Raw genomic sequence first — 1,310 nt, forward strand, 5'->3', positions numbered from 1 at the left:
ACTTTTAGTATCTAAAGCATAAACACCAATATGAGCATTATATTTTTTTTCTAAATCATTTAACTCTTTGGCATGTGAACTGTTTGAATTACATGCACTTAAAACTAAAGCAATTGCAATTAAAAATATTAACTTTTTCAAAATAAACCCTCCAATATTACAGTTGTAATTTTTACAAATTAATAATATTACAATTGTAATATTGGTGTCAATTGTTTATTATAAATAATTGAAAGAAGGTGTCAAAATGGCTAAATTACTAATAATGAGCGTAGTAAGCTTTTGTTTTATATTTCTATTGTTAGTATTTTTTAGGTATATATTAAAACGCTATTTTAATTATAGTTTAAATTATAAAGTTTGGTATCTAACTGTGCTTGCTGGATTAATTCCTTTTATCCCAATTAAATTCTCTTTTATAAAATTTAATAATGTGAATAATCAATCGCCCACAGTTGAAAGTAGGTCACACGACTTGAACCATAACATAAATACCACCAAACCTGTTCAAGAGTTCACAACAGATATCCATAAGTTTAATTGGGATTCAATTGATAATATCTGCACAGTTATTTGGATAGTTTTGGTTATTATTTTAAGTTTTAAATTTTTGAAATCCTTATTATATCTTAAATATTTAAAGAGACAGTCACTTTATCTAAACGAAAATGAAAAAAATAAAATAGATACGATACTTTTCAACCATCAATATAAAAAAAATATTGTGATTCGAAAAGCAGAGACTATTCAATCTCCAATAACTTTTTGGTATGGGAAATATATTATTTTGATTCCTAGTTCATATTTTAAAAGTGTAATTGACAAAAGACTAAAATATATAATATTGCATGAATATGCTCATGCTAAAAATAGAGATACTTTACATTTAATTATCTTTAATATCTTCTCTATTGTTATGAGTTACAATCCATTAATACATATTGTAAAAAGAAAGATAATTCATGACAATGAAGTAGAAGCCGATAGATTTGTTCTTAATAATATTAACAAAAATGAATTTAAAACTTATGCGGAATCTATTATGGACTCCGTATTAAATATTCCATTTTTTAATAAAAATATATTAAGCCATTCATTTAATGGTAAAAAGTCATTACTCAAAAGAAGATTAATTAATATAAAAGAAGCCAATTTGAAAAAACAGTCCAAATTAATTCCAATTTTTATTTGTATTTTTACTTTTTTGCTCATGGTAATTCAAAGCCAGTTTTTGATGGGGCAATCCATAACTGATTATAATTATAAAAAGCCCTTACAGAACGATCACCAAATTTTAGATGAAAGTAAAA

General features: G+C 24.3%; 2 protein-coding genes. One reads left to right on the forward strand and one right to left on the reverse strand.

What is annotated here, in order from left to right; translation table 11 throughout:
• The coding region (locus IE142_RS34695; protein ID WP_164789398.1) for a lipoprotein at positions 1-141 on the reverse strand (141 nt) is incomplete at its 3' end.
• A 106-nt stretch (positions 142-247) separates the two neighbouring features.
• Here IE142_RS34695 and IE142_RS34700 point away from each other — a divergent pair.
• The coding region (locus tag IE142_RS34700; protein WP_306432646.1) for a M56 family metallopeptidase at positions 248-1,310 on the forward strand (1,063 nt) is incomplete at its 3' end.

Source organism: Streptomyces mutabilis (assembly GCF_014649815.1).
Lineage (GTDB): Bacteria > Actinomycetota > Actinomycetes > Streptomycetales > Streptomycetaceae > Streptomyces > Streptomyces mutabilis.